Raw genomic sequence first — 22949 nt, forward strand, 5'->3', positions numbered from 1 at the left:
GCGCCTTATCCGTTGTCAGTGCAGATGCTGCACCCTAGAAGAACGCCCATGTCCAATATCATATCTTCGAACCGCCCCGGTGGCGGCATCAAGTGGCAGTGGCCGTCGATCCATCCCGAAGGCCGCAAATTCCTTCTGATCGCCGGTATCGTCACCCTCTGTTTCTGGCTGCTCGGCTGGGAGATCGTCGGCTGGCTGATGCTCGGCGTCACTGTGTGGGTCGGCGCCTTCTTTCGCGATCCGGTGCGTGTCACGCCTGCGGGGGGCGATGTCATCATTGCGCCCGCCGACGGGCTCGTCACCCAGATCGCGGAGGTTCCGCCGCCGCCCGAAATCGCGGGCCCCGACGGGCTGGGCGCCGCGCCGATGCTCCGCGTCTCGATTTTCATGAGCGTCTTCGATGTTCACATCAACCGCACGCCCGTCGCCGGGACGCTGCGCAAGCTCGTCTATATTCCCGGCAAGTTCGTGAACGCCGATCTCGACAAGGCGAGCGAAGAGAATGAGCGTCAGCATTTCGTCGTCGAACGCGCCGACGGCGTGCGCATCGGCTTCACCCAGATCGCCGGCCTCGTTGCGCGGCGCATCATGCCCTTCGTCACCATGGGCAACGAACTCACGACCGGCCAGCGCGTCGGCCTGATCCGCTTCGGCAGCCGCGTCGATGTCTACCTGCCCGCGGGAACCACGCCGCAAGTCCTGCTCGGTCAGCGCACCCTCGCTGGCGAGACCGTCGTTGCACGGATCGGCATCGCCGAGACGATCGACGGCATCGGACAATGAAGTGACCGACCCCATGGTGAGCGAGAACGAGCAGATCATTCCCGACGCCGCGGGGCGCCGCATCGCCGGGGTCAGCCTGCGCGCCTTTGCGCCCAATGCGATCACCATCCTTGCGCTCTGCTCGGGGCTGACCGGCGTCCGGTTTGCTATCGGCGGCGAATGGGCCGCGGCGGTGACGATGATCATCGTCGCCGGGGTGCTCGACGGCATGGACGGCCGCATCGCGCGGCTGCTGCGCGCGCAGAGCAAATTCGGCGCCGAGCTCGATTCGCTGTCGGACGTGATCGCCTTTGGCGTTGCGCCGGCGATGATTCTTTTTCTCTGGTCGCTCGCCGATGCGCCCAAATTCGGCTGGACCGCCGCGCTGGCGCTGGCCGTGTGCTGCGCGCTGCGCCTTGCGCGCTTCAACTCGCGCATGGATGCCGACTTTCAACCGCACAAGTCGGCGGGCTTCATGACCGGCATTCCCGCACCCGCGGGGGCCGGACTGTCGTTCGTCCCCGTCTATCTGTGGCTGGTGACCGGCAACGACCTGTTCCGCGAATGGTATGTCGTCATGCCATGGGCGCTCGGCGTCGCGATGCTGATGATCTCGGCGATCCCGACCTACAGCTGGTCGTCGATCCGGCTGCGCCGCTCATGGCGTTTGTTCGCGCTGGCGGGTGTCGGCTTGCTGGGCGCCGCGCTCGTCACGGCGCCGTGGCAGACGCTGCTCGCTGTGTGCATACTCTATGTGATCGCGCTGCCTTTCGGCCTCGCGAGCTATGCGAAGGTCAAGCGGCGCGGCTGAGCGCCGGCTGCATGCGACCTGCGGCACGGACGGGGCGGGGAGCGTCGCGGCGCGCCGGCGACCGGCGCAGCGTCATTTTCTGCGGAACGGGCCCCGACTGCGGTGCAACGTCGACCGGGAAGGCGCCTTCGCCGAGCAGCGCCGAGAGAATCGCATTCTCGTTATTTTTGAGCATGGCCAGGATCACCGTGACGCCGAGACCGGCGGCGAGGGTGAAGAGGAGAGCGGCTGCGACCTGAACCATGACTTGTCCTTTCGGCTTTCGTGTGCGAAACCTTTTGTTAACCCGTGACGGTTTCGTTGAGCTTTTTGTTCCATGTTCCCGTTTTGTTCTCAAGACTTTTGCGACGAACCGAGTCGCTTTTTCGCCGAATGGAGTCGCGCGCGCCGTTTCGGTTGAACCCGAAAATGAGCCGGCACCTCTTGCTTTCGGCAGCCAAGGCCGCTAACGGCCCGGCCATTCCACATGGAAGGCGCACATAAACCGGTGCCGGATCGTCCGCTTGCGGACCTTCGGTTCTTGCTTTCCAGAGGACCAACCGGAAGGAGAAAGACTATGGCGGCACCTGTCGTCACGATGCAGAACCTTATCGAGGCTGGCGCCCACTTCGGCCACCAGACCCACCGCTGGAACCCGCGCATGAAGCCGTATATCTTCGGTGCGCGCAACGGCATTCACATTCTCGACCTGTCGCAGACCGTGCCGCTTTTCGCGCGCGCGCTCGACTTCATCGCGTCCTCGTCGGCCGCCGGTGGCAAGGTCCTGTTCGTCGGCACCAAGCGCCAGGCACAGGGTCCGATCGCCGACGCCGCGCGCGCTTCGGGTCAGCATTTCGTCAACCATCGCTGGCTGGGCGGCATGCTCACCAACTGGAAGACGATCTCGGGTTCGATCAAGCGTCTCAAGACGCTCGAAGAGCAGCTTTCGGGCGACACCTCGGGCCTCACCAAGAAGGAAGTGCTCAACCGCACCCGCGAACGCGACAAGCTCGAAATGTCGCTCGGCGGCATCCGTGACATGGGCGGCATTCCCGACGTGATGTTCGTGATCGACGCGAACAAGGAAGAGCTGGCGATCAAGGAAGCCAATGTCCTTGGCATCCCCGTCGTCGCGATCCTCGATTCGAACGTCTCGCCCGACGGCATCGCGTTCCCGGTTCCGGCGAACGATGACGCCGCGCGCGCCATCCGCATGTATTGCGACGCGGTGGCCCAGGCGGCGACCCGTGGCGGCCAGCAGGCCCGTGCGAACCGCGGCGAAGATCTCGGCGCCGCAGTCGAGCCCGTCGCCGAAGCGGCACTGACCGAAGAAGCAGCCGCTCCGGTTGCTGAAGACGTCCCGGCCGTCGAAGCCGCTCCGGCTGTCGACACCGCTCCGGTGACCGAAGACGAACAGGTCCCGGCCGAAGCCGCTGCCGAAACCGAACGTCAGAGCGACGCCTAAGCGCGCCTGAATGACGGGGCGGCGCGCTGCGAACGGCAGCCGCCGCCCTTGGTCATCGTTTTGACTTGTCGCGCCGCCACGCGTGCGGCGCATGCAGTCCCGATTACGGGATTGCTCCACACTGGAAAGGATCACCCATGGCTGAAATTACGGCCGCTCTCGTCAAGGAACTGCGCGACCGCACGGGCGCAGGCATGATGGATTGCAAAAGAGCCCTCGCCGAAAACAACGGCGACATCGAAGCATCGATCGACTGGCTGCGCACCAAGGGTCTCGCTGCTGCTGCCAAGAAGGCCGGCCGCGTTGCCGCCGAAGGCCTCGTTGGCGTTGCCACCGACGGCAATCGCGGCGCGATGGTCGAAGTGAACAGCGAAACCGACTTCGTTGCGAAGAACGAGCAGTTCCAGACCTTCGTTCGCGACGTGACCCAGGTCGCACTCGCCGGCAATATCTCGGACATCGACGCCCTCGGCGCATCGGCTTATCCGTCGGGCGGCACCGTCACCGAACAGCTGACGCAGAACATCTCGACGATCGGTGAAAACCAGTCGCTGCGCCGTTCGGTCATCGTCTCGGTGAACTCGGGCGTCGTCACCGCCTATGTCCACAACGCCGCCGCCCCCGGCATGGGCAAGATCGGCGTGCTTATCGCGCTCGAATCGACCGCCGGTGCCGATGTTCTTGAACCGCTGGGCAAGCAGCTCGCGATGCACGTTGCGGCCGCGAACCCGCTGGCGCTGAACGGCGACGACCTCGACGCCGACCTCGTTGCGCGCGAACGTGCGATCGCCGAGGAAAAGGCCGCCCAGTCGGGCAAGCCTGCCGAAATCGTGTCGAAGATGGTCGATGGCTCGATCGCGAAGTTCCGCAAGGAAAACGCACTGCTGTCGCAGCTGTTCGTGATGGACGGCAAGACCCCGGTCGCCGAAGTCGTTGCCGCTGCCGGTAAGGATGTCGGCGCGACGATCACGCTGAAGGGCTTTGTCCGCTTCCAGCTCGGTGAAGGCATCGAGAAGGAAGAAAGCGATTTCGCGGCGGAAGTCGCGGCTGTCGCCGGCGTTTAAAAGAAACGCGCGACTGCTGCGTCCAACGCGCGGCAGTCCGCTTGGCAATGGCGCGTACCCGCTCTAGGGTGCGCGCCATTCGCTTATTCATCGATTACATAAGGTTCCCCCGATCATGGCTCTGCCCGGCATGAAACGTATCTTGCTGAAACTGTCGGGCGAGGCGCTGATGGGCTCGAGCGCCTTCGGCATCGACCCCGAAACCGTTGCGAGCATGGCGGCCGAGGTCAAGGAAGCCAAGGATCGCGGGCTCGAAATCTGTCTCGTCATCGGCGGCGGCAACATCTTTCGCGGCATGGCGGGCGCTGCCAAGGGCATGGACCGCGCGCAGGCCGACTATATGGGCATGCTGGCGACCGTGATGAACGCGCTCGCGATGCAGAATGCGCTCGAACAGCTGGGCGTCGAAACGCGCGTCCAGTCGGCGATCGAGATGGACAAGGTGTGCGAACCCGTGATCCGCCGCCGCGCCGAACGCCATATGGAAAAGGGCCGCGTCGTGATCTTTGCCGCGGGCGTCGGCGCTCCTTATTTTACCACCGACAGCGGTGCGGCGCTGCGCGCGGCCGAGATGAAGTGCGACGCGTTGCTGAAGGGCACCAGCGTCGACGGCGTCTATAACGCCGATCCCAAGAAGGATCCGACCGCGGTCCGTTATGATACATTGAGCTATGACCGCGTGCTCGCCGACAATCTGAAGGTGATGGACGCCAGCGCGGTGGCGCTGTGCCGCGACAATCATATTCCGATCGTCGTGTTCAATATTCGCGAGCCGGGCAATCTGGCGCGCGTGCTGGCGGGCGAGGGTGTTTCCACTGTCGTCGGCGACGCAGCCTGACAAGAATCAAGAGAGGAAAAGACGATGGCGAAATATGACAAGGCCGACCTTGAACGCCGCATGCACGGCGCGGTCGAATCGCTGAAGAGCGATCTTGCGGGCCTGCGTACCGGCCGCGCGCACACCGCGCTGCTCGATCCGGTGACGGTCGAAGTCTATGGCAGCCATATGCCGTTGAACCAGGTCGCGTCGGTCAGCGCGCCCGAAGCGCGCATGCTGACGGTTCAGGTTTGGGACAAATCGAACGTCGGTCCGGTGGACAAGGCGATCCGCTCGGCGGGGCTCGGCCTCAACCCGATCGTCGACGGTCAGGTGCTGCGCCTGCCGATCCCCGAAATGACGCAGGAGCGCCGCAAGGAATTGTCGAAGCTCGCCGGCAAATATGCCGAGGCGGCGCGCATCGCGGTGCGCAACGTCCGCCGCGACGGCATGGACAATCTGAAGGCCGACGAAAACAAGAAGGAAATCAGCGAGGACGAACGCAAGCGCCATGAGACCGAGGTGCAAAAGCTGACCGACGCGACGATTGCCGAACTCGACGCCGCCGCGACCGCCAAGGAAAAGGAAATCCTGGGCTAGTGGACCGGGCGGCTTTCGGGACCCTTTGCAGATTATGACGACCTCAGCCGCCAGCCACGGCGCGCGCCATGTCGCCATCATCATGGACGGCAATGGCCGCTGGGCCAAAAAGCGCCTTTTGCCCCGCGTCGCCGGTCACAAGGCCGGGGTCGAGGCGGTGCGGACGATCGTGCGCGCCGCGGGCGATCTCGGCATCGAGGCGATGACGCTCTATGCCTTCTCCTCCGAAAACTGGAAACGGCCCGAGGAAGAGGTCAGCGACCTGATGGGGCTGATGAAACGCTTCATCCTGAGCGATCTCGAAGAGTTCGCCGCGAACGATGTGAAGCTGAAAGTGATCGGCAACTGGCGTGCGCTGGCGCCCGACGTCGTCAAGCTGATCGAAAATGCGCTCGAGCGCACCGCCGGAAACAAGCGCACCACGCTCGCGGTCGCGCTCAACTATGGCGCGCAGGACGAACTGGTGCGCGCGGCAACGGCCGCGGCGGCATCGGGCGACGTCAGCGAGGCGTCGATCGAAGCGCATCTCGACACCGCCGACATGCCGCCGCTCGACCTGCTCATCCGCACGTCGGGCGAGGTCCGGCTGTCGAATTTCCTGCTGTGGCAGTCGGCCTATGCCGAGCTTTATTTCACCGACATTCTTTGGCCGGACTTCAAACCGGCCGATCTCAAGGCGGCGCTCGATCATTTCGCGCGCCGCGATCGTCGTTACGGGGGACTTTAGGGCATGGCGGCAGCGGGCAAGTCGGATCTGTGGGTGCGGGCGGGATCGGCGATCGTGCTGTTTGCGATCGCGGGCACCGCGCTGTGGTTCGGGGGTCTTGCTTTCGGTCTGTTGCTGCTCGTCGGTGGCGCTTTGGTCCTCGTCGAATGGTTCGCGCTCGTACGCGCCATGACCCTTGGCAGCGGCGCCAAAGCGGCGCTGAGCGCGCTCGGGCCCATCCTCGTCCTCGGCGCGATGGCGGGGCTCTGGTTCATCCGCGATGCGCTGGGCATGACCGCCGCGCTTTGGGTTTTCGGTATGGTCTGGGCGACCGACATCGGTGCCTATTTTGCTGGCCGAGCCTTTGGCGGCGCACGCCTCGCACCCAAAATCAGCCCTTCGAAGACATGGTCGGGATTGATCGGCGGCATGGTCGCCGCGCTGATCGCCAGCGCCACCATCGGCGACCGCGCGGGTATCGTCGGGGTACCGCTGTGGATCGGCCTCTTCATGGGACTGCTCGCGCAGCTCGGCGATCTCGCGCAAAGCTGGATGAAGCGCCGCGCCGGGGTCAAGGATTCGGGCAAGCTCATCCCGGGTCACGGCGGGCTGTTCGACCGCGTCGACGGCGTGCTGCCGGTCGCGCTGCTGCTCGGCGCACTGGCGTTCGCAGGACATATCGCCGTGCGGGCGGTGATCTGACATGACGCGCCGCCTTTCGCTGTTCGGCGCGACGGGTTCGGTCGGGCAATCGACCCTCGATCTCGTCCGCCGTGACGGCGAGGCGTGGAAGGTCGGGGTGCTGACCGCGAACAGCGACGTCGCCGAGCTGGCGAAGCTCGCGAAAGAATTCCGACCCGACATCGCGGTGATTGCCGATGAAACGCTCTATGGCGCGCTGAAACAGGCTCTCGCCGGAACCGGCATCGAAATCGCCGCAGGGGCCGACGCGCTGGTCGAAGCCGCGCAGCGGCCCACCGATCTCGTGATGGCGGCGATTGTCGGCACCGCGGGCCTCGCGCCGACGATGGCGGCGCTTGCCGCCGGCTACGACGTCGCGCTCGCCAACAAGGAAGCTTTGGTGTCGGCGGGCGAACTGATGACCGCCGTGGCGCGGACATCGGGCGCGACGATCCTGCCGGTCGACAGCGAGCATAATGCGATCTTCCAGTGCCTCGCGGGCGGGCGCATCGATCAGGTGCGCCGTATCATCCTGACCGCTAGCGGCGGCCCCTTCCGCACGATGAGCGCCGCGGACATGGCCGGGGTCACGCCCAAACAGGCCGTCGCCCATCCCAACTGGTCGATGGGCGCCAAGATCAGCGTCGATTCGGCGACGATGATGAACAAGGGCCTTGAACTGATCGAGGCGCATCACCTGTTCCCCGTCGGGCTCGAACGGATCGAAATCCTCGTCCACCCGCAATCGGTGATCCACAGCCTCGTCGAATATATCGATTGTTCGACCTTGGCTCAGCTTGGCTCGCCCGACATGCGCATCCCGATCAGCAGCGCGCTCGCCTGGCCGCAGCGGATGGCGACGCCATGCGCGCCGCTCGACCTCGCGAGCATCGCGCGGCTCGATTTCGAGGCGCCCGACGAGGTGCGTTTTCCCGCGACCGCGCTTTGCAGGGCCGCGATTGCCGAGGGCGGCGCGCGCCCCGCGCAGCTCAACGCCGCGAACGAGGTGGCGGTCGCCGCGTTCCTTGCCGGACGCATATCCTTTCCCGCGATCGTCGATACCGTGCGCCGCGTGATCGAGTCTACGGAACCTGCGGCCCCCTCATCGCTTCAGGACATATTCAGCGTCGATACCGCATCGCGTGCGGCTGCCCGATATTTTGTGGACCAATATGAACCTGCCTGACATTCCTATGTGGCTTTATCCGGTCGCGTTCCTCGCGGTCCTCGGCCCGCTCGTATTCGTTCATGAATATGGGCACTATATCGTCGGCCGCTGGTGCGGGGTGAAGGCCGAAACCTTCTCGATCGGTTTCGGCCGCAAGATCCTCCGCTGGACCGACAAGCGCGGCACCGAATGGAAGATCGGCTGGTTGCCGCTTGGCGGCTATGTCCAGTTCGCGGGCGATCGTGACGCGGTCAGCCAGCCCGACGCGACCTGGCATCAACTGCCCGCTGCGGAAAAGTCGCACACATTTCCGGCTCAGCCGGTATGGAAGCGCGCGTTGATCGTCGCCGCGGGGCCGGTCACCAACTTCCTGTTCGCGATTGCCATCTTCGCCGGATTTTTCATGGTCTATGGCGCACCGCAGACCCCGCCGGTGGTGAGCGTGGTCGCACCGCAAAGCGCGGCCGCCGAGGCCAGGCTGCAGCCGGGCGATCGCATCGCCGCGATCGACGGCCGGACCATGGACAGTTTCGACGATATCCGCCTCGCGATCAGCTACGACCTCGGCAAACCGGCAAGGCTGGATATCGAACGCGGCGCCGAACGGTTCGAAGTCACGCTGCGTCCGCGGATCATTTCGGAAAAGGATCCGTTCGGTAACAAGGCCGAGCGGGCGATCATCGGCATCCTGCCCGGCGCGCCGGTGTACACCGACGTCGGCCCGTTGACGGCGGTGCAGGCGGGCGCGACCCAGACCTGGGCGATGGTGCGTCTGACAGGCAATATCCTCGGGCAGTTTCTGACCGGGCAGCGGTCGGTCAAGGAAATGGGCGGGCCGATCCGGATCGCCAAACAGTCGGGCGAAATGGCTTCGCTCGGCATCGCGGCCCTGATCTTCTTCGTCGCCTTTATTTCCATCAATCTGGGGTTCATCAACCTGTTGCCATTGCCGATGCTCGATGGTGGTCATTTGCTATTCTACGCTTATGAATCGGTTCGGCGGCGTCCTGCTCCGCCGCAGGTGCAGGAATGGGCGTTTCGATTCGGCTTTGCGGCGGTCGTTACACTGATGCTGGTCGTGACTTTCAACGATTTGGGCTCATTGGGCCTGTGGGACGGGATCGCGCGCTTGATTGGCTAGCGAGTCTGGGGCAGGGAGTGCGCGCAGCCCGCGGTCAGGCGGGTTTGTCGCTTTTGAGTTATTTTTTCGGGATGAACAGCGTGGCTTCACACAAATTCTCGGCGCGGACACAGCTGTCGGCCCTCCTCATGGCAGGAACGATGCTTGGCGCGCCGGTGATGGCGCAGGAAGTTGCGCCGCCGCCCGTGCCCGCTCCCGCCGTTCCGGCGCCCGCGCGCGAAGCGGTGCCGACCGCAACGACGGTTCAATCGATCACCGTCGTGGGCAACCAGCGGCTCGAGGCGCAGACGATCCTGTCGTACCTGCGTTTGCGCGTCGGGCAGCAATATGACCGTTCGGTGCTCGATCAGGCACTGAAGGATCTCGCGGCCACCGAGTTGTTCAAGGATTTCCAGATCAGCGACAACGCCGGTGCGCTGACGATTCAGGTCGCCGAGAACCCGGTGATCAACCGCGTCATCCTCGAAGGCAACAAGCGCCTGAAGGAAGACAAGGTCCGGCCCGAAATCAAGCTTGCGCCGCGCCAGATCTTCACGCGCTCGAAGGTCCGCGCCGACGTTGCGCGTATCATCGAACTCTACAAGCGCCAGGGCCGCTTCGCCGCGACGGTCGAGCCCAAGATGGTGTCGCTCGACCAGAACCGCGTCGATGTGGTGTTCGAAATCAACGAAGGGCCGAAGTCGAAGGTCCGCCAGATCAACATCATCGGCAACGAGAAGTTCAGCGACGGCGACCTCAAGGGCGAGATGGCGACGAAGCAGTCGAGCCTGATGACGATCCTGTCGTCGAACACCAGCTACGACCCCGACCGTCTCGCCTATGACCAGCAGAAGCTGCGCCTCTTCTACCTGACCAACGGCTATGCCGATTTCCGCGTGATTTCGGCGGTGGCGGAGCTGACGAGCAACAAGCAGGACTTCATCATCACCTATGTGGTCGAGGAAGGCGAGCGCTACAAGTTCGGCGACATCGACGTGAAGAGCGAAATCCGCGACTTCCAGCCCGAGATGCTGAAGAAGCTGCTGCCGATGCACACGGGCGACTGGTATGATGCCAAGCAGGTCGAGGACACGGTCGAAAGCCTGAGCGAGACTGCGGGTCTGTTCGGTTACGCCTTTGCCGACATCAATCCCGAATTCCGCCGCGATCCCGAAACCAGGACGATGGCGATCACGTTCAACGTCGCCGAAAGCCCGCGTACGTACGTCGAGCGGATCGACGTCAACGGCAATACGCTGACCCACGACAAGGTCGTACGCCGCGAATTCCGTCTGAACGAGGGCGATGCCTTCAACAGCTTCGGCATCAAGCGTACGGAGAACCGCATCAACAGCCTTGGCTATTTCCAGGAAAATCTGGAAATCGAGCGCAAGGAAGGCAGCACGCCCGATCGCATCATCCTCGAAACCAATGTCGAGGAAAAGCCGACCGGCGAACTGTCGCTGTCGGCCGGTTTCTCGTCGATCGAGAATTTCCTGCTCCAGGCGTCGATCCGCCAGCGCAACTTCCGCGGCCTTGGGCAGCAGCTCCAGGCATCGGTCAACTATTCGAGCTATTCGAAGTCGATCGAACTCGGGTTTACCGAACCCTATCTGTTCGACCGCAATATTTCCGTGGGCGGCAGCGTCTATCGCCGCGATCTGAACTCGTTCAACTTCATCAACAATGACCGCCGGACGACGTTCCAGCAGGTCACGACCGGCTTGCAGCTCAACGCCGGCGTGCCGCTCACCGAATTCATGTCCTTCTTTGCGCGCTACAGCATCAACTTCGACGATGTGACGCTCGACAGGGGGGTTTATTATTTCGGCGACCAGTGCGACCCCCTCGTTGCCGGCCGCTATCTGTGCGACGCGATCGGCAACCGCACGACCTCGCTGCTCGGCTACACGCTCGCCTATGATGACCGCGACAATCGCATCCGCCCGACGCGCGGCCAGTCGCTGTCGCTCAGCCAGGATTTCGCGGGCCTTGGCGGCAGCGTCAAATATGTCCGCACGCGTTTGAACGGATCGAAGCACTTCAACCTCGGTAGCCGCTTCATCCTCAACGTCTCGGCCGAAGGCGGTTATATCTATCCGTTCGGCGGTCGTCCGACCCCGACGAGCGACAAAGTCCGCCTGACCGACCGCTTCTTCCTCGGCGAGCCGCAGATGCGCGGTTTCGATATCCGCGGCGTCGGCCCGCGCGTCATCCGCTATTCGGTCAACAATCTCGATCCCGCCAACCCGATTGTCGTCACGGACGGCGACGGTGGTGATCGCGGCCAGATCGACGACGCGCTCGGCGGCCGTGCTTATTATCAGGGCCGGATCGAACTCGATATTCCGCTCGGCACCGGTGCGAAGGAAATGGGGCTTCGGCCGTCGATCTTCCTCGACGTCGGGTCGGTGTTCAGCGTTCGCCGGCCGCAGCTGACGACGCTCGCGAATTTCAGGGAAACGGACCCCAACGCGCCCGGTTTCGGCCTCACCAAGTCGCTTTGCCGCAACGCGAACACGGGCGTCACCCAGTTCGCGACGGAGACGACAACGACGCCGACGGGCGGCGTCCCGACGGGGACGGGACAATATACGACCTGTCCGACCGATTTCTCTCGCCTCGATCCGTTCGAAGAACGCTTCTTCGGCGATACGTGGATGCCGCGCGTCTCGATCGGTGCCGGGGTCAACTGGAACTCTCCTTTCGGTCCCTTCCGGATCGACTTCGCTTACGCCCTTCGCAAAGAAGAGGGCGACGACACAAAACGCTTCTCATTCAATGTAGGAACTCAATTCTAATGAAGAAAATTCTCGTCGCTTCGGCGCTGGCCATGGCCACGCTGTCGGTTTCGCCCATCCTGTCGGCCCCGGCCATCGCCCAGGCAAAGGGGGTCGGCGTCGCCGACGTCCGCGTCGCGGCTGCCCGTTCGAACGCCTTCACCGTTGCCAGCGGGCAGATCGAGACCACCTACAAGGCGCAGATCGATCAGCAGCAGTCGCGCGGCCAGACGCTTCAGGCGGAGGTCAACGTCCTGATCGCCAAGTATAACGAAGAAATCAAAAAGACGCCGCGCAACGAAACCGCGGTCGCCGCTGCCGGCAAGGCGGTGCAGGACAAGCAGCGCGCCGCGCAGGCCGAACTCGGTCAGATCGGCGCGCCCGTCGATCTCGCCATCGCCTATGTCGAGGATCAGATCAGCATTCGCATGAACGAAGCGATCAAGGCCGCGATGACCGCAAAGAAGGTCGACCTGCTGGTCAACCCCGAAGCCGTGATTGCGCGCGAAAACAATGTCGACATCACCGACGCGGTGGTCGCCGAACTCAACCGCATCCTGCCGACCGTGTCGACCGCAGTTCCGGCCGGCTATCAGGCTGGCCAGCTCGTCCAGCAGCGCAACCAGCAGCTGATGGACCAGGCCCGCGCCGCACAGGGCGCACGTCCCGCAACCCCGGCTCCGGCGCCGACGGGCACCGCACCGACGACCCGCTAAGTCGCATGACCGACGGGGAAAAGTCTGACGGCGCACTGGGTCCGGTGGATATCCGCCGGATCCTGACGCTGCTGCCGCATCGGTATCCGATGCTGCTCGTCGACCGGGTGGAATCGATGGTGAAGGACACCTCGATCCACGCGGTCAAGGCAGTGACGATGAACGAGCCCTTTTTTCAGGGACATTTCCCCGGCCGGCCGATCATGCCCGGCGTCCTCATCGTCGAGGCGCTGGCGCAGGCCGGCGGCATTTTGGCGATCGAGTCGCTCGGCCTCGGCGGCTCGGGCAAGCTCGTCTATTTCATGGGTATCGACGGCGTGAAGTTCCGCAAGCCCGTCGAACCCGGCGTGCTGCTCGATCTCCATGTCACGATCCTTCAGGCGAAGCGCAATATCTGCAAGTTCGAAGGCAAGGCGATGCTGGGCGGCCAGCTGGCGACCGAATGCCAGTTCACCGCCATGATCGCCGATCCGCCGAGCGACTGAGGCCGCCACTGTTTTCTATCGTCACCCCGGACCTGATCCGGGGTTCATGACGCCGATGCGGCCATGGATGCCGGATCAAGTCCGGCATGACGAGGGCAGGGTGTTGCATTTCACATCATAGGCCACTAAAGGCCGCACCTTCGCGTCCCCGGACGCACAGACTCACAGCTAGCTGGTCGGTAACCAGCGGCACAGGAGCCAGGAAACATGAAAAAAGATATCCACCCCGCGTACCACATGATCACCGTCAAGATGACCGATGGCACCGAATATCAGACGCGCTCGACCTGGGGCAAAGAGGGCGACACGATGACGCTCGAAATCGACCCCACCGCGCACCCGGCATGGACCGGCGGCACCGGACGCATGCTCGACGCTGCGGGCCAGGTTGCCAAGTTCAACAAGCGTTTCGGTGGTCTCACCCTCAAGCGCTAAGCCTTCGGGCCTTAGCCTAAAACCTTTGCAAGCGCGCTTTGCCACCCGGCAAGGCGCGTTTTGCGTTTCTCGGCATCCAGCGCGGGGGTGAAGCGCGTCGCGGTGCCGCGCATCGCCTTGGCTGCGCTCGACAGGTCGGGATAAAGTCCCGCCCCCGTCGCGGCGAGCATCGCGGCGCCAAGCGCGGTGCTCTCGACGAAATCGGGCCGCTCGACCGTCAGGTCGAGTATGTCGGCCAGATCCTGCGCCATCCAGTCGTTCGCGGCCATGCCGCCGTCGATGCGCAGGTCCGCCCAGTCGACGCCGTCGGCGGCGAAGGCCGATTTCAGGTCGTGCGCCTGATAGGCCATCGCTTCGAGCGCCGCGCGCGCGACATGTGCCTTGCCCGTCGCAAAATTCAGCCCCGATATCGCCGCGAGCGCATCGGGCCGCCAGTGCGGCGCGCCAAGCCCGGTGAGGGCGGGGACCATATAGACCCCGCCATTGTCGGTGACCGAACGCGCGAGGCCTTCGCTCTCGCCTGCGTTCGCGAGCAGGCCGAGCCCGTCGCGCAGCCATTTGATCAGGCTCCCCGCGACGAACACCGACCCTTCGAGCGCGTAAGAGCGAACATTGCCTTCCTGCACCAGCACCGTCGCGAGCAGGCGATGGTTCGATATGGGGCGCGTCGTGCCGCTCGCCGACAGGATGAAGGCGCCGGTGCCGAATGTCGCCTTTGTCTGTCCCCGCGACAGGCACGCCTGCCCGATCGTCGCGGCCTGCTGGTCGCCCGCCATGCCGCAAATCGGGATCGCGCCGCCGAACAGCGCGGGATTGGTCTTGCCGACCGTCGTCGTGCAGCCGGTGATTTCGGGCAGCAACGTCATCGGGACGCCCAGCAGGTTGCACAATTCGGCGTCCCAGCCGCCCTGACCGTTGATGTCCATCAGCAAGGTGCGCGACGCATTTGTCGCGTCGCTGACATGCACGCCGCCGGTCAGGCGATAGATCAGGTAGGATTCGATCGTCCCCACCGCGAGCTTGTCGCCAGCTTCCTTCAGCTGCGGCCAGTTTTTCAGCGCCCAGCCGATCTTCGTCCCCGAAAAATAGGGATCGAGCAGCAGCCCGCTTTTCGCCTGCACCCGGGGTTCGTGGCCCGCCTCTTTCAGCACCGCACAGTCGGCGGCCGAACGCCGGTCCTGCCACACGATCGCGGGCGCGAGCGGCTCGCCGGTCGTCCGGTCCCAGAACACCACCGTTTCGCGCTGATTGGTGATCCCGATCGCGGCGACATGGTCGGCGCCGCCCGCCTGCGCGATCATCTCGCGCGTGCAGGCGAGAGTCGCTTCCCAAATCTCGCTGGCATCATGTTCGACGAGGCCGGGGCCGGGGTAATGTTGCTGGATTTCGCGCTGCGCGCTGCCCAGTGGGATGCCGTCGGCACCGAAAAGCATCGTGCGCGTCGACGTGGTTCCCTCGTCGATGACGATGATTTTCTCGGCCATATCGCTCTCCCTCTTTTGCCTGTGATGCAAAAAGAAAGCCGCGCCGACAAGCTGCACGACACTTACATTCGTATCCGGCTTGCAAAATTGCGGCGGCTATGCCATATATTGTGCAGCGCAGCATGGCGGGACCACCCGCCGTAACCACCGGCAGCGTGATTTTCCCGCCCAATCTCAGGCGCGGGACGAGCCGGAACCGCGCTATTGTCCCCAGAGGCACCCTTTCACGCGGGTCGTTTCGAACCCGCGGCCCGTGCGCCGTCCGTTCGATCCGAACGGATGCGCCTGCGCGTCGCCCATTGTGAGTATCTTATGACGACTTTTAACGACTTTGGCCTGCATGCCGACATCAATCGCGCGCTTGCCGCCAAGGATTATACCGTCCCGACCCCGATCCAGATGCAGGCGATCCCGCCGCTGATGAAGGGTCGCGACCTGTGCGGCATCGCGCAGACGGGCACCGGCAAGACCGCCGGTTTCTCGCTGCCCTCGATCCACCATCTTCTGACCTATCCGCATCGCCCGACCCCGCGCGGCTGCCGCATGCTCGTGCTGGCACCGACGCGTGAGCTGGCCGCGCAGATCGCGCAGAGCTGCCGCGACTATGGCCGTTTCACCAAGCTGTCGGTCTCGACGGTGTTCGGCGGCGTGCCGATCAACAAGCAGATCCGCGACCTTTCGGGCGGCGTCGATATCCTCGTCGCTACCCCGGGCCGTCTGCTCGACCTGATCGATCAGCGCGCGCTGCGCCTCGACGATGTCGAAATCTTCGTCCTCGACGAAGCCGATCAGATGATGGACATGGGCTTCATCCATTCGCTGCGCCGCGTCGCCAAGCTGCTGCCGTCGCGCCGTCAGAATCTGTTTTTCTCGGCCACGATGCCGAAGGAAATCGCGCACCTCGCCGAACAGTTTCTCAACGATCCGGTCACCGTGTCGGTTACCCCGGCAGCAACCACGGTCGAAAAGATCAGCCAGTTCGCGACCTTCGTCGAACAGAAGGAAAAGCAGGCGCTGCTTCATTCGATCGTCGCCAGCGAAGAGATCGACCGCGCGCTGATCTTCACCCGCACCAAGCATGGCGCCGACCGCGTCGTGCGCCACCTCGCCGGCGCGGGCATTAAGGCGATGGCGATCCATGGCAACAAGAGCCAGTCGCAGCGCACCCACGCGCTGCAGGCCTTCCGCTCGGGCGACATCAAGCTGCTCGTCGCAACCGACATCGCCGCGCGCGGCATCGACGTGTCGGGCGTTTCGCATGTCATCAACTTCGAAATCCCGAACGTGCCCGAACAATATGTTCACCGCATCGGCCGCACCGCGCGCGCCGGCGCCGAGGGCAAGGCGATCAGCTTCATCGCTCCCGATGAGCGTCCGTACATGAAAGACATCGAGCGCGTCACGCGGTCGAAGTCCGAACCGATGCCGCTGCCCGAGAATTTCAACGAGCTGGTGCGTAACCTGCCCAAGCCCGTTGCGGGTCCCCGCGACACCGGCAGCCAGGGTCGTGACCCCAATCGTCAACGTCAGGACGCCAATCGCGGACGCAATGGCGGCAAGCCGCAAGGCGAGCGCGGTCCGCGCCGCGATGGTGCCGCCGGCGATGCGACGGCCGAAGGCCAGCGCAAGCGCCGCTTCCGCCCGCGCAACAAAAGCGTCGGCGCACATAAGGGCGCGGTAACCCGCGTCGGTTGACGCGCCGCTGACACCCGCTAGACCCTTCGCCCAACGATGATGGGCGAAGGGGCAGCGGATGACGGACGGCGAAACAGCAGGCAAGGCACCCATCGACAGCCGGCAGAGCGAACGCAAGGTGATCCTCGCCTCGTCGCTCGGCACGGTTTTCGAATGGTATGATTTCTACCTCTACGGCCTGCTCGCCACGATCATCTCGGCGCAATTCTTTTCGGGCGTCAACGAAACCACCGGCTTTATCTTTGCACTCGCGGCGTTTGCGGCGGGCTTTGCCGTTCGTCCCTTCGGTGCCTTGTTTTTCGGGCGCATCGGCGATCTCGTCGGACGCAAGAACACCTTCCTCGTCACGATGGGGCTCATGGGCGCATCGACCTTTTTTGTCGGCATTCTCCCCAGCTATGCGTCGATCGGCGTCGCTGCACCGATTCTGCTCGTCGTCCTGCGATTGCTCCAGGGCCTCGCGCTCGGCGGCGAATATGGCGGCGCCGCCACATACGTCGCCGAACATGCGCCCGACGGCAAACGCGGCCTCTTCACCAGTTTCATCCAGACCACCGCAACGCTCGGGCTGTTTGCGGCGCTCGGCGTCGTCATCGCGATCCGCTCGGTCATCGGCGAGGAAGCGTTTGCCGATTGGGGCTGGCGTATTCCTTTCCTGATCTCGGTCATCCTGCTCGGCGTTTCCCTCTGGATCCGCCTCCAGCTCGAGGAAAGCCCCGTCTTCAAACAGATGAAGGAGGAAGGCACGACCTCGAAAGCGCCGCTGACCGAAGCGTTCGGGCGCTGGGAAAATCTCAAATGGGTCATCGTCGCGCTGTTCGGCGCGGTCGCCGGGCAAGCGGTCGTCTGGTATTCCGGACAATTTTATGCGCTTTTCTTCCTCGAAAAGACGCTGAAGGTCGACGGCGCGACCGCCAACATCCTGATCGCCATCGCGCTCGCGCTCGGCACGCCCTTCTTCATCGTCTTCGGCTGGCTCAGCGACAAGATCGGCCGCAAGCCGATCATCCTCGCGGGCTGCGCGCTCGCGGCACTGACCTATTTCCCGGCATTCCACATGCTGACGTCCGCCGCCAATCCGGCAATGGCGAAGGCACAGGCGAGCGCGGCGGTCTCGGTCACCGCCGATCCCGGCGCCTGTGCGTTCCAGTTCGACCCGGTCGGCAAGGAGAAGTTCGAAAGCACCGGCTGCGACATCGCCAAATCGGCGCTGGCCAAGGCGGGGGTCAGCTATTCCAGCCATGAACGCGATCGCATCACCGGACAGCCTGCGCAGGTTCGTATCGGCGAGCGCGTGCTGATCGCCCCCGAACCCTGGCGGCTCGCCGAGAATGAGCGGGCGGGGGCTGCCGAGGCGTTCCGGAAGCAACTGGCAGCCGCGACCGCCGACGCCGGATATCCCGCCAAGGCCGATCCCGCGCGGATCAACAAGCCGCTCGTCGTCGCGATCCTCTTCTATCTCGTGCTGCTCGTGACGATGGTCTACGGCCCGATCGCCGCGCTGCTCGTCGAACTCTTCCCCAGCCGCATCCGCTACACCGCGATGTCGCTGCCCTATCATATCGGCAATGGCTGGTTCGGCGGTTTCCTGCCGACGACGGCGTTCGCGATGGTCGCGGCGACGGGCAATATCTATTATGGCCTGTGGTATCCGGTAATCATTGCGGTGATCACGCTGGTCGTCGGGCTGTTGTTCCTGCCCGAAACATTCCGGCGCAAGATCCACGAATAGCCGGGCGATTGACGCCGGAGGCGCGTGCACTAGGGTCGCGGCGGACAAAGGGTGGGGTTGTGATGGCCAATATCGACGAGGATGAATTCGAACCATTGCCGCCGCGGCGTCCGCTGTTCCGGCGCAAGAGGGTGTTGATCCCGCTCGCGCTGGTGCTGGCCGTCGTGGCGACCTTCTTCGCGCTGCGCACCCCCGATACCGATCGTGATGAAATGATCGCCAAATATGGCGGCCCGAAAGCGACCTTCGTCGCAGGGCCGGCGGGACAACAGATTCACTATCGCGATCAGGGCAAGCGCGACGGCCCCGCGATCATCCTGATCCATGGTTCCAACGCCAGTCTCCACACCTGGGAGCCGCTGGTAAAGCGGCTCGGCGCCACCTGGCGCATCGTCACGCTCGACCTTCCCGGGCACGGCCTGACGGGTGCGATCCCCGACACCGATTATTCGGCGCAGGGCATGATCGACGCCGTCGATGTCGTCGCCGCCAAGCTCGGGCTCGACCATTTCGTCCTCGGCGGCAATTCGATGGGCGGCTGGGTCAGCTGGCGCTACACGCTGGCGGAACCGCGCCGGGTCGATGCGCTGCTGCTGATCGACGCCAGCGGGATGCCGCTGCGCAAGGGTGAGAAGCGGCCGGAATCGAACGTCGGCTTCCGCGTCCTCGAATATCCGTTCGGCCGCTGGCTGGCGACGCAGATTACTCCGCGCATGCTGGTCGAGCAGTCGCTGCGCGGCTCGGTCGAAAAACAGGAGATCATCGATGATGCGATGATCGACCGCTATTGGGAATTGCTGCATTTCCCTGGCAATCGCGAGGCGACGGTGCTGCGCGCGCGGATGAACCGCGAACCTGCGATGGCGGCGCGCGTAGGCGACATCGAGGCGCCGACGTTGATCCTGTTCGGCGACAAGGACCGGATCATCAATCCCAGCGCGGCAAAGACGTTCAACGAACGCATAAAGGGGTCGGAGGTCGTGATTCTGCCCGGAATCGGCCATCTGCCGATGGAGGAAGCGCCCGATGCGACCGCCGGGGCGATCGCCGATTTCCTTACGCGGCGGCTTGTTGTCCCGGCACCTGCAAATCCAGAAACGCGCTGATCCGCTCTGAAATCGTCGCGGCATGGGTGAAGGGGAAGAGGTGCGATCCCGGTACCACTTCCAGCGCCGCGCCCTCGATCTGGTCGGCGAGCATCTGGCCGTAACAGGCGGGCATCACGCCATCCTGTTCGCCCATCAGCACCAGCGTCGGAAGCTGCTTCAAGCCTGACAGGAACCCCACGCTGCTCCATCCCGCCATCGCCGCGGTCTGGTACGCGATGCCCAGCGGGGTGGCGGTCTGGATTTTGAGACCGCTCGCCAGCATGTCGTCGTCGAACATTGCCGCCCATCCGATTCCGGGTGCGCCCATCACGGGCGTCGTCGCCATCAGCACCAGCCGGCGAACGCGGCCCGGAAACTGGATCGCGATCTGTTGTGCCAGCGCGCCGCCCCAGCTGAAACCGGCGACATCGACGACCTTTTGCCCGAAACGGTCGGCAATCTCCATCACCACCGCCGCGATCGTCGGCGCGCCATAAGGCATCAACGCATCGGGCGAGCCGCCGACCCCGGGCATGTCGAGCGTCCAGACTTCGCGGCCGTGGATCTGTGCGAGCAAAGGCGCCGCAGCGGCGATATCGGCGCCGATCCCGTTGAGGAACAATAGCGGGGTGCCGGCTGCGCCCTCGCGCCAGCGCGCGACGCGCAGGTTGATGCCATAGACATGCTCGGTGCTGATGGCCGGGCGGCCGCTGATCCTGCTCATGGCTTGTGCCTTCGCATGTTTCGATGACACGCGAAAGGCTCGCGGGATTACGCGGCCTGTTTTAGGACGGCGGCGGCCGCCTGCTCGTGGCGCAGACAGTCGAAAATCTTCGCGCCCGCGAGGAATACCGACCCGCTGCATGCAACAAGCAACAGCTTTCCGCCCAGCCCCGGATATTCATGCAGATAGGCCGCGCCGCGCGCCATCGCCCCGACCGCCAGCGCATAAATGATGAGGCACGCCTCGAAGCGGGTCTTGATGACGAACAGGCGTCCGAGTTTTTTCAGCATCACCATCTATCCAGCAAGAGCCGTGCCACTGGCGCAAATACGGGATTTGGCACGCCGGGCTTATGGTAAACTGTAAGTTAATCCGACAGATATGGGAAGGCCGGGAGCTTAAAAATAGCGCGGAATCGGTCCGACCTGCGGCGTCTGATCGGGAAGCGCGACCTCGACATCGTCGACATAACACCATCCCCAGCCTTCGGGCGGGTCATATCCCTCGATGATCGGGTGTCCGCTTTCCTGAAAATGCGCGCGCGCATGACGGTGCGGCGAATCGTCGCAACATCCGACATGGCCGCACGAACGACAAAGGCGCAGATGGACCCACATGCTGCCGATCGCGAGGCACGCCTCGCACCCCTTCGCACTCGGGACGACGTCTTGGATCGCGGACGCGTGCGAACAGGATGTCATGGCGCTTCCTTCATGCTTCAGTGCGACCGCGCAAACCAGATGACGTGCCGCGGCCCCTTGCCATTGCTTCGCGCGCGAACGCCGACCTCATCGACCTGGAAACCCGCGGCCGCCAGGCGGCGGGTGAAGCGGGCGTCGGGCGCCGCCGACCATATCGCCAATATGCCGCCGGGCCGCAGCGCCGCCTTGGCCCTTGCAAGGCCGGCCACCGAATAGAGTCCCTCATTGGCCTCGCGCGTCAGCCCGTCGGGGCCATTGTCGACGTCGAGCAGGATCGCATCATAACGGCGGGTCGCCGTCCCGATCGCTTGCGATACGTCGCCAAGCATCAGTTCGACGCGCGGATCGTCGAGACAGCCCGCCGCCAGCTCCGCCATCGGTCCGCGCGCCCAATCGATGATGCCGGGGACCAGTTCCGCCACGGTAATTTTCGCGTCCGGCCCCAGCGTCGCCAGCGCCGCGCGCAGGGTAAATCCCATGCCATAGCCGCCGATCAGCAGATGCGCCTTGTCCGGGCTGCGCAGCCGGTCGCACGTCATCGTCGCCAGCGCTTCCTCGGAACCGCTCATCCGGCTGCTCATCAACTCGTTGCGATCGATCGCGATGATGAAATCGTCGCCGCGTCGGTACAGGCGCAGTTCGTCGCCGCCGGGCACCTCCGCCGTGCCGACCAGCTCGCGCATCTTCAATTCAGCTCGCCCAGATCGAGCGTTTCCAGCAGCGCCGCGCGCGCGCGGCGCACGTCGCTCGCCAGCGCCGCCGACGCGAGGTCGCCGGGGGCGATCGTCTCGGGCCAGTGCTTTGCCACCACGTCGGCGATCTGGTCCAGCTTCGCTTTGTCGGCGATGAAGCGCGGATCGACCGTCGCCGGATCGGCAACGACGCGCAGCCGCAGGCACGCCGGGCCACCGCCGTTCGCCATCGACTGGCGGACGTTGACCGGCAGCAGCCGGCGGATCGGGCCGTTGCCCGCGACATGGGCTTCCAGCCATTGCCATACCGCCGGGATCGCCTGCGCTTCGGTGGGCAGGACCAGCCCCATGCCGCCGCCATCGGGCAGGCTGACGAGCTGCGCGTTGAACAGATAGGATTTGATCGCGTCGGGCAGGCTTACCGCGCTTGCGGGCACCTCGACGATCTCGACCGCGGGAAAGGCGGCGCGGATTTCGGCGTGCGCGGTCTCGCGATCCTCGAACGCGGTTTCGTGGGTGAACAGCACATGCTCGTTCGCGACCGCAACGACGTCATTGTGGAACGCGCCACCCTGGATCGCGGTGTCCGACTGACGAATGAAGAGCGTACGCTTCGGATCGAGCCGGTGATGGCGTGCGATTGCCTTCGATGCATCGAGATGCTGGCGTGCCGGGAAACGCCCTCCGCTCAGCCCATAGACGAAGATCTCGACGCCAGCCGCGTCATGCCCGCTGCACAGCCGCATATGGTTTGCCGCGCCCTCGTCGCCGAACGGCGCCGGGATCGGCGCATGTACGGCAAAGGCGGGGTCGGCGAAGGCAAGGCGCAGCTGCGCCAGCGTTCCCGGCCACTCGTGGCTGCGGTGCGGCATGGTGACGAGGTTCGCGACGGTCAAATGGCATTTGCCGTCGGCGCTGTCGGGCGCGGGCGACACGGTCGCGGCATTGGCCGCCCACATCGACGACGCCGACCAGGCCTGCGCGCGCAAATGGCCTTCGGCGTCTTCCAGCGTGGTGCCGAGCGTTTCCAGCCAGGGTGCGTCGGGGCGATCGAGCGGCGTGAAAAAGCCTTGGGGCAGGCCGAGCGCGAGATTGTGGCGCATCTTCTCGATGCCCTGCAACGCGGCGGCGCGCGGTTGCGACGCGTCGCCGGCGTTATTCGCCGACGCGATATTGCCGCGGCTGAGGCCCGCATAATTGTGGCTCGGCCCGATGATCCCGTCAAAATTGATTTCCGTCAGCAT

Annotated in this window: 24 protein-coding genes; 17 read left to right on the top strand and 7 right to left on the bottom strand. The window is 64.4% G+C overall.

Going from position 1 to position 22949, the window contains the following annotated elements:
* Positions 1-48: 48 nt before the first annotated feature.
* The gene (locus AC3A43_RS00180) at positions 49-783 is read left to right on the top strand and encodes a phosphatidylserine decarboxylase (RefSeq protein ID WP_487790535.1); all 735 of its coding nucleotides are present in this window, start codon (positions 49-51) and stop codon (positions 781-783) included.
* 13 nt (positions 784-796) lie between these two features.
* Positions 797-1573: a CDP-alcohol phosphatidyltransferase family protein gene (locus tag AC3A43_RS00185; protein WP_487791996.1), complete on the top strand. Its 777-nt coding sequence runs from the start codon at positions 797-799 to the stop codon at positions 1571-1573.
* Here AC3A43_RS00185 and AC3A43_RS00190 read toward each other — a convergent pair.
* Entirely contained in the window at positions 1557-1817 is a 261-nt protein-coding gene (locus tag AC3A43_RS00190; protein ID WP_487790536.1) for a hypothetical protein, read from the bottom strand. The two genes, AC3A43_RS00185 and AC3A43_RS00190, sit on opposite strands and share 17 nt — an antisense overlap.
* Before the next feature lie 312 nt (positions 1818-2129).
* Between AC3A43_RS00190 and rpsB the strand changes: the two genes are divergently transcribed.
* The 12 genes from rpsB (at position 2130) to rpmE (ending at position 13589) form a co-directional block, all read left to right on the top strand.
* A complete protein-coding gene (rpsB, locus tag AC3A43_RS00195; RefSeq protein ID WP_487790537.1) occupies positions 2130-3017 on the top strand; it encodes a 30S ribosomal protein S2 in 888 nt (295 codons plus the stop codon).
* A 137-nt stretch (positions 3018-3154) separates the two neighbouring features.
* Positions 3155-4081 (top strand): translation elongation factor Ts, encoded by a 927-nt coding sequence (gene tsf, locus AC3A43_RS00200; protein ID WP_487790538.1) that lies wholly within the window; start codon positions 3155-3157, stop codon positions 4079-4081.
* A 115-nt stretch (positions 4082-4196) separates the two neighbouring features.
* The gene (gene pyrH / locus AC3A43_RS00205) at positions 4197-4919 is read left to right on the top strand and encodes a UMP kinase (protein WP_487790539.1); all 723 of its coding nucleotides are present in this window, start codon (positions 4197-4199) and stop codon (positions 4917-4919) included.
* Positions 4920-4943: 24 nt separating this feature from the next.
* Positions 4944-5498 carry a ribosome recycling factor gene (gene frr / locus AC3A43_RS00210; protein WP_487790540.1) on the top strand — a complete coding sequence of 185 codons (555 nt, stop codon included), beginning with the start codon at positions 4944-4946 and terminating at the stop codon, positions 5496-5498.
* A 34-nt stretch (positions 5499-5532) separates the two neighbouring features.
* Positions 5533-6225: a polyprenyl diphosphate synthase gene (uppS, locus tag AC3A43_RS00215; protein WP_487790541.1), complete on the top strand. Its 693-nt coding sequence runs from the start codon at positions 5533-5535 to the stop codon at positions 6223-6225.
* A 3-nt stretch (positions 6226-6228) separates the two neighbouring features.
* On the top strand, positions 6229-6906 hold the full coding sequence (locus AC3A43_RS00220) for a phosphatidate cytidylyltransferase (protein WP_487790542.1): 678 nt from the start codon (positions 6229-6231) through the stop codon (positions 6904-6906).
* A gap of 1 nt (position 6907) precedes the next feature.
* Positions 6908-8071 (top strand): 1-deoxy-D-xylulose-5-phosphate reductoisomerase, encoded by a 1164-nt coding sequence (locus AC3A43_RS00225; protein WP_487790543.1) that lies wholly within the window; start codon positions 6908-6910, stop codon positions 8069-8071.
* A complete protein-coding gene (rseP, locus tag AC3A43_RS00230) occupies positions 8058-9194 on the top strand; it encodes an RIP metalloprotease RseP (protein ID WP_487790544.1) in 1137 nt (378 codons plus the stop codon). Before AC3A43_RS00225 ends, rseP begins: the two co-directional genes overlap by 14 nt.
* A 71-nt stretch (positions 9195-9265) precedes the next feature.
* A complete protein-coding gene (bamA, locus tag AC3A43_RS00235; RefSeq protein ID WP_487791997.1) occupies positions 9266-11974 on the top strand; it encodes an outer membrane protein assembly factor BamA in 2709 nt (902 codons plus the stop codon).
* Positions 11974-12669 (top strand): OmpH/Skp family outer membrane protein, encoded by a 696-nt coding sequence (locus tag AC3A43_RS00240; RefSeq protein ID WP_487790545.1) that lies wholly within the window; start codon positions 11974-11976, stop codon positions 12667-12669. Before bamA ends, AC3A43_RS00240 begins: the two co-directional genes overlap by 1 nt.
* A gap of 5 nt (positions 12670-12674) precedes the next feature.
* Positions 12675-13154 carry a 3-hydroxyacyl-ACP dehydratase FabZ gene (gene fabZ, locus AC3A43_RS00245; RefSeq protein ID WP_487790546.1) on the top strand — a complete coding sequence of 160 codons (480 nt, stop codon included), beginning with the start codon at positions 12675-12677 and terminating at the stop codon, positions 13152-13154.
* 207 nt (positions 13155-13361) lie between these two features.
* Positions 13362-13589: a 50S ribosomal protein L31 gene (gene rpmE, locus AC3A43_RS00250; RefSeq protein ID WP_324073844.1), complete on the top strand. Its 228-nt coding sequence runs from the start codon at positions 13362-13364 to the stop codon at positions 13587-13589.
* Positions 13590-13600: 11 nt separating this feature from the next.
* On the opposite strand, the gene AC3A43_RS00255 is transcribed toward rpmE, so the two are convergent.
* On the bottom strand, positions 13601-15073 hold the full coding sequence (locus AC3A43_RS00255; RefSeq protein ID WP_487790547.1) for a glycerol kinase: 1473 nt from the start codon (positions 15071-15073) through the stop codon (positions 13601-13603).
* Between the two features lie 312 nt (positions 15074-15385).
* Between AC3A43_RS00255 and AC3A43_RS00260 the strand changes: the two genes are divergently transcribed.
* From AC3A43_RS00260 to AC3A43_RS00270, 3 genes are all read left to right on the top strand, one after another.
* Complete coding sequence (locus AC3A43_RS00260) at positions 15386-16768, top strand: DEAD/DEAH box helicase (RefSeq protein ID WP_487790548.1); 1383 nt, start codon at positions 15386-15388, stop codon at positions 16766-16768.
* Between the two features lie 58 nt (positions 16769-16826).
* Positions 16827-18500 (top strand): MFS transporter, encoded by a 1674-nt coding sequence (locus AC3A43_RS00265; protein WP_487790549.1) that lies wholly within the window; start codon positions 16827-16829, stop codon positions 18498-18500.
* 62 nt (positions 18501-18562) lie between these two features.
* Positions 18563-19606 carry an alpha/beta fold hydrolase gene (locus tag AC3A43_RS00270; protein ID WP_487790550.1) on the top strand — a complete coding sequence of 348 codons (1044 nt, stop codon included), beginning with the start codon at positions 18563-18565 and terminating at the stop codon, positions 19604-19606.
* Here the strand turns inward: AC3A43_RS00270 and AC3A43_RS00275 are convergent.
* From AC3A43_RS00275 to AC3A43_RS00295, 5 genes are all read right to left on the bottom strand, one after another.
* Positions 19557-20312 (bottom strand): alpha/beta fold hydrolase, encoded by a 756-nt coding sequence (locus tag AC3A43_RS00275; RefSeq protein ID WP_487790551.1) that lies wholly within the window; start codon positions 20310-20312, stop codon positions 19557-19559. The two genes, AC3A43_RS00270 and AC3A43_RS00275, sit on opposite strands and share 50 nt — an antisense overlap.
* Before the next feature lie 47 nt (positions 20313-20359).
* On the bottom strand, positions 20360-20602 hold the full coding sequence (locus tag AC3A43_RS00280) for a hypothetical protein (protein ID WP_487790552.1): 243 nt from the start codon (positions 20600-20602) through the stop codon (positions 20360-20362).
* 108 nt (positions 20603-20710) lie between these two features.
* Positions 20711-21013, bottom strand: a complete 303-nt coding sequence (locus AC3A43_RS00285) for a UBP-type zinc finger domain-containing protein (RefSeq protein ID WP_487790553.1) — start codon at positions 21011-21013, stop codon at positions 20711-20713.
* Between the two features lie 17 nt (positions 21014-21030).
* Positions 21031-21702, bottom strand: a complete 672-nt coding sequence (locus AC3A43_RS00290) for a spermidine synthase (RefSeq protein WP_487790554.1) — start codon at positions 21700-21702, stop codon at positions 21031-21033.
* On the bottom strand, positions 21699-22949 hold the full coding sequence (locus AC3A43_RS00295; RefSeq protein WP_487790555.1) for an N-succinylarginine dihydrolase: 1251 nt from the start codon (positions 22947-22949) through the stop codon (positions 21699-21701). The genes AC3A43_RS00290 and AC3A43_RS00295 overlap by 4 nt, the downstream gene beginning before the upstream one ends.

The organism is Sphingopyxis sp. Soil_C_28, assembly GCF_057657055.1.